Source organism: Caldicoprobacter sp. (assembly GCF_047459465.1).
Lineage (GTDB): Bacteria > Bacillota > Clostridia > Caldicoprobacterales > Caldicoprobacteraceae > Caldicoprobacter.
Genome location: NZ_VSCO01000127.1, coordinates 1 through 5053, shown reverse-complemented (window position 1 = coordinate 5053; position 5053 = coordinate 1). Strand labels below are relative to the sequence as shown.

Genomic DNA, 5053 nt, shown 5'->3' with positions numbered 1-5053 from the left:
CTGCCTGACCAGGTCAATCAATACGATGAAAAGAGGCTGAAGATGGACATCGATAGCGTCCAGCTTTCGTTTGTGGTTACTGATGAAAAGAGCGCTATACAATGGCTGTATCGAGAGCTATCAACTCCCCAGACGTATAAGGAAATACAGCCCAAGTTTATAAAGCAATTGCATCAGCACAGGTATGAGAAAATGCCTGAATTGAAAGAAATACTCGAAGAGAACTTTTTACAGAATGAAGAGGGTAAATGGTATGTGCCAGATCTTACCAAGGCATCAGATCTTGCGAAGCTGAGGCAAAAGAGGTTGCTCAAGGAATTTGAAGAATACGCCAAAGGTACTGGCAAGCTCAAGGTGTTCAGGATGGAAGCCATCAGAGCAGGTTTTGAAAAGTGCTGGAAAGAGCGTGACTTTGCCACCATTGTCAAGGTGGCAAGGAGGCTGCCCGAAAGCGTTGTGCAGGAAGATCCGGCAGTGCTAATGTATTATGACAATGCGCTCAGCAAGCTGGAGGGGTAGAGCTGATGATTGGCGTGGGGCAGTGGGCTTTTGATTCAGTGAGGAAAAGCAGAGTGCAGGTTATAGAAAGAAATGAGCTGTGGGGGTATGTGTCGTATAAGGTTTATGACCCCGTTGTTGGAAATGTATATCAAATAGCTGCAGATTATCTGAAAGAACTGGATAAAGGGTATTGTTCTGAAGCCTTCATAAGATACATCACATCTCTGGCCAGGGTTAAGGATACTCTGGCCAGAGGCATGTTTTCAAGTTTAAGCGAAAAACTGCTGCCCCTTCCACATCAGCTTTATGCCGTTAAAAGAGCGTTATCAGGTAACAGGATAAGGTATTTGCTGGCGGATGAGGTGGGATTGGGTAAGACCATCGAAGCCGGGCTTATTATAAAAGAGCTCAAAGAAAGGGGAATGATAAAGAGGATATTGATAGTGTGTCCCAAAGGATTGGTAACCCAATGGTATGTAGAGATGAAGGATAAGTTCGGCGAGCATTTTAACATAATCTTGCCCGAGGACCATGATGCTATAAAAAGGCTGCACGGCGTTTCAAATGTGTATGAGGCTTTTGACCAGGTAATAAGCCCTATGGATTCGATAAAGCCTCTGGAGCGGCGTGCGGGTTGGGACAGGGAAAAGATAGAACGGTATAACAGTGAGAGAGTGTATTCCATTGTAAACAGCGGATGGGACCTTATTGTCATTGACGAGGCACACCGTGTGGCCGGCAGTTCCAGCGATGTGGCTAGGTACAAACTGGCAAAGCTGTTGGCTAAAGCCAGCCCATATCTTCTCTTGCTTACAGCTACGCCGCATTCGGGCAAGGCCGAGCCGTTTTTGCGCTTGATGCGGCTGCTTGATGAAAAGGCATTTCCGGACCAGCGCGCCATAGTTAAAGAGCAGGTGGCGCCCTACATAATACGTACCGAAAAACGGGAAGCTGTTGATCATGAGGGGAACAGGCTTTTTAAGAACAGGATAACAAAAGCGATACACATAAAGTGGGAAAAGCGTCACAGCCTGCAAAGAGAGCTGTATGACATGGTGACCGAATACGTAAGGCACGGGTACAACAGGGCTATAATAGAAAAAAAGTACTATATAGGCTTTTTGATGATTCTCATGCAGAGGCTGGTTACAAGCAGTACCGCCGCAATTCGCGATAGCATAGAGAGGCGCATATCAATACTCGAAAGCCAGGAAGCCAGGATATCAGAACTTTCTTTAGACGACCTGATGGAAATGGATGCAGAGGCAGCCCTTGATGTTTTGCTTCAGACCAAAGCAATCAACTTAAAGGCTGAGATAGCCGAGCTTAAAGGAATCTTAGCGGTGGCCCAACAGGCCGAGCACCAGTTTATTGATGCTAAAGCAGAGCATCTGATAGAGCTGTTGGACAGGCTTTTTATCGAAGAAAATGGAAGAAAGGTGATAGTGTTTACAGAATTTGTAGCCACCCAAAGGTTTTTAAAAGAGTTCTTAGAGCGCAGGGGATACAGAGCTTCAATCTTAAATGGTTCCATGAGCATAGATGAAAGAAACGCTGTAATAGAGGAGTTTAAAACACAAAGCGACATACTCATTTCAACCGATGCCGGTGGAGAAGGTATAAACCTTCAATTTTCCAATGTGGTTATAAATTACGATTTGCCATGGAACCCGATGAAGATTGAGCAGCGCATAGGCAGGGTGGACAGAATAGGGCAGAGCCGGGATGTACTGGTGTTTAACTATATACTTGAGGATACGGTTGAAAGCAGGGTTCGCGAGGTCCTGGAAGAAAAGTTGGCCGTTATTTTTGAACAGATGGGAATCGACAAGATGGGGGATGTTCTGGACAGCCAACTGGCAGATATGGATTTTACCGATGTTTATATTAAAGCAATAGCTGAACCTCGGAATGCCGATTACTATATACAAAAGCTGGAGGCACAAATAAGGCAGGAAATTGAACAGGCTCAAAAGGTGCGCGATTTGATCAAAACTGAAAAAACGATTGATCTGGCTTTGGCAGCTAGCATACGGGATTACAATATGAAAGAATTGATGCGGCATATGTATTTAAACTACAAGGCTTGGAAAGGTGAGAATGTCAGGCTTGAACAGCTAGATATTGACCTTAACAATCAGAAGATAAGCGAGATTATAAAGGGGGACTTTTATTGGGATAAAGCTGATGGAGCTATTGTGATAAATCTTCCTGACTTGCCCAACGAAAAAGGATATTGGTCATTGTGGGAGTTAAGCTTGGGGCCTGATGTAAAGTACAAATGTATTATCCCCGTTTTCATAAATGTTGAGGGAGTTGTTCGCCCGGTATCGGCAAGGAGGATATGGGATGAGATGGTAAAGCCGGGAAGAGCTATGGAGATATCGGGAGTTAAGCAACTAAGCGATGAGGAGTTTGACAAGATATTGAGCATTGCTAAAGATGCTGCACACCATCAATTTTTGGAAATGAAAAAGCGGTTTGATGAAGAAAATGCCAACCAATATCAGAAATATCTATATGCTCTTGATTTGAGGTTAGAGGCGGCTGGTAGGATAGGGATTGAAAACATCAAAAGGCGTAGGATTGAGCGGTTGAAAAAGGAAAAAGAAGAGATTCAGGCTGAATATGCCTATAAAAGCAAACCATGTCCTACTTTGAAGCCTATATTTATTGCTTTTATGGAGTGATGGGATTGTTATCTCAGTACATTCTGGACAAGATGGCCCTGGATTATGAAAGTCAAATACTCCTGTTTGATTACGATGGCCTTGCTAAAAGAAGTGGTGCCTTAAGAATAGCGGACAAGGAAGGTTTTCAAATAATTGAATATACCGATCCGGAGGAGTTCCGGTATTTTTATGAGCTGAAATTGAGGGATAATAGCAAAATCAAGATTATAGTACGGGTGACGGATGAAAAAATATATGTCCCTTACGACATAAGAAAGAGGTATTACAACGTCTTTGTGGACTATGCTTCGGTTTTCCCAAGACTGGATCCGGTGGAATTGAAAAAGTTTCACCATATTGACCTCGATTTGCTGTATATAGCCTACCAGAATTATTTTGGCTATATACTTGGTCCTAAGGCTACCAGAAAGTTTATAGAAGAAGAGATGTTTTCAAAGAGGAATGCTGACGAGTTTGTAGATATAGTATGCGGCAGAATTGAACGATGTTTAAAAGAGAAGTTAAGCTACAGGGATTGGTTTGAGATTGCCAGAGACTGGGCAAGGGTTAGGTTGATGGTTGACGGTGGTTTTTCAGGTAAAGATGTAAAGCATCTTTGTGCCAAAATAAATGGCTCTTTCAAGGTGTGGATGCTTGAAAATTACGGCCTATTATCCGCCAGTACCAGCGTAGAAGGGCCTGTGATGGTACACAAGATAAACGATTACATGCTGTCTAAAAGTCAAAAAATTGCGTTGATTGTGATAGATGGCATGTCGCTGGAGAATTGGTTTACTGTTCTTGCAAGTTGTCCTGATTTGGAGTATGATATTGAAACGGTATGCTGTTTTGCTATGGTTCCTACGGTGACCCCGGTGTCCAGGCAGTCGATTTTTTCCGGAAAGCTGCCGGTCAGCCACAACGATGCTTTTTCGTTGAAAGATGAGGAGAAGGAGTGGGTAGAGTACTGGGTGAGCAACGGCTATAAAGAAAGCGACGTATATTTTGGAAGAGGTATGGAAGTGGACTTGCCGCACAATATAAAGGTTGCAGGAATTGTAGTGAATTTTATTGATGATCTTATGCACGGTCAGATACAGGGGCAAAAGGGCATGTACTGGGATATAGCCCAGTGGGCACGCAGCGGCCAGTTAAAAATGCTTATTGGAAACTTCATAAAGAGAGGTTTTGATGTTTATATCGCCTCTGACCACGGCAACATTGAAGCGATAGGGCAGGGTAGGCCTAAAAATGAGGGAGTTTTGACCGAGATGACATCTTTAAGGGCAAGGGTATACCAGGACTTTGCCATGACAGAGGAAGTCGAAGCGAAATTCCGGGTATTTAGATATCCGGGAACATATATGCCCAAGGACTACAGATACATAATATGTGATGACGATACCGCGTTTGGCACAAAGGGGCAAAGCTATGTGTGCCACGGTGGAATGAGCATAGAAGAAGTAATAGTACCTTTTGCAAGGATAAAGGGGATGTGAATTTATGAGCAAAGCAATAGTTTTCTCAAGGCCAATAAAGCCGGAATGGCTTGATAAGACGGTGGAATTTTTGTTGAAATGTCAGGATGAAGAACAGTCAAAAGATATGCTCTTGGAATTTTTGTCTTCATACATAAAAGATCGTACCAATCTTCTGAAAACCAGAAGCATTTTAGCTAGAATATGGCTTGAAGTTGATGAAAACAAAGGGTTAAGGGACAGAGCTTTAGAAGTATTTAAAACCTGCAATAATTCTGAACGCCTGGCAGTACACTGGGCTATGATGCTTTTGGCCTTTCCTATTTTTAGGGACCTCTGCGCTATTATAGGCAAGTTGTCGGATATACAGGATGAAATAACCCTATCCCAAATAAAACGCAG

Annotated in this window: 3 protein-coding genes and 1 pseudogene; all 4 read left to right on the top strand. The window is 43.2% G+C overall.

The window, feature by feature from the left end; genetic code table 11:
* Nucleotides 1-519: pseudogene (locus tag FWJ59_RS07770) on the top strand (DNA methylase); the annotation flags it as partial.
* Between the two features lie 5 nt (nt 520-524).
* A complete protein-coding gene (locus FWJ59_RS07765; protein WP_414481381.1) occupies nt 525-3191 on the top strand; it encodes a DEAD/DEAH box helicase in 2667 nt (888 codons plus the stop codon).
* Nucleotides 3191-4672 carry a BREX-3 system phosphatase PglZ gene (gene pglZ, locus FWJ59_RS07760; RefSeq protein ID WP_414481380.1) on the top strand — a complete coding sequence of 494 codons (1482 nt, stop codon included), beginning with the start codon at nt 3191-3193 and terminating at the stop codon, nt 4670-4672. Before FWJ59_RS07765 ends, pglZ begins: the two co-directional genes overlap by 1 nt.
* Before the next feature lie 61 nt (nt 4673-4733).
* On the top strand, nt 4734-5053 hold a 320-nt coding region (locus FWJ59_RS07755), incomplete at its 3' end, for a hypothetical protein (protein ID WP_414481379.1).

What these genes read in the sequence shown, in the direction of transcription:
- FWJ59_RS07765 (WP_414481381.1), top strand. Translation starts at nt 525, where the DNA reads ATGATTGGCGTGGGGCAGTGGGCTTTTGATTCAGTGAGGAAAAGCAGA.
- pglZ (WP_414481380.1), top strand. Translation starts at nt 3,191, where the DNA reads ATGGGATTGTTATCTCAGTACATTCTGGACAAGATGGCCCTGGATTAT.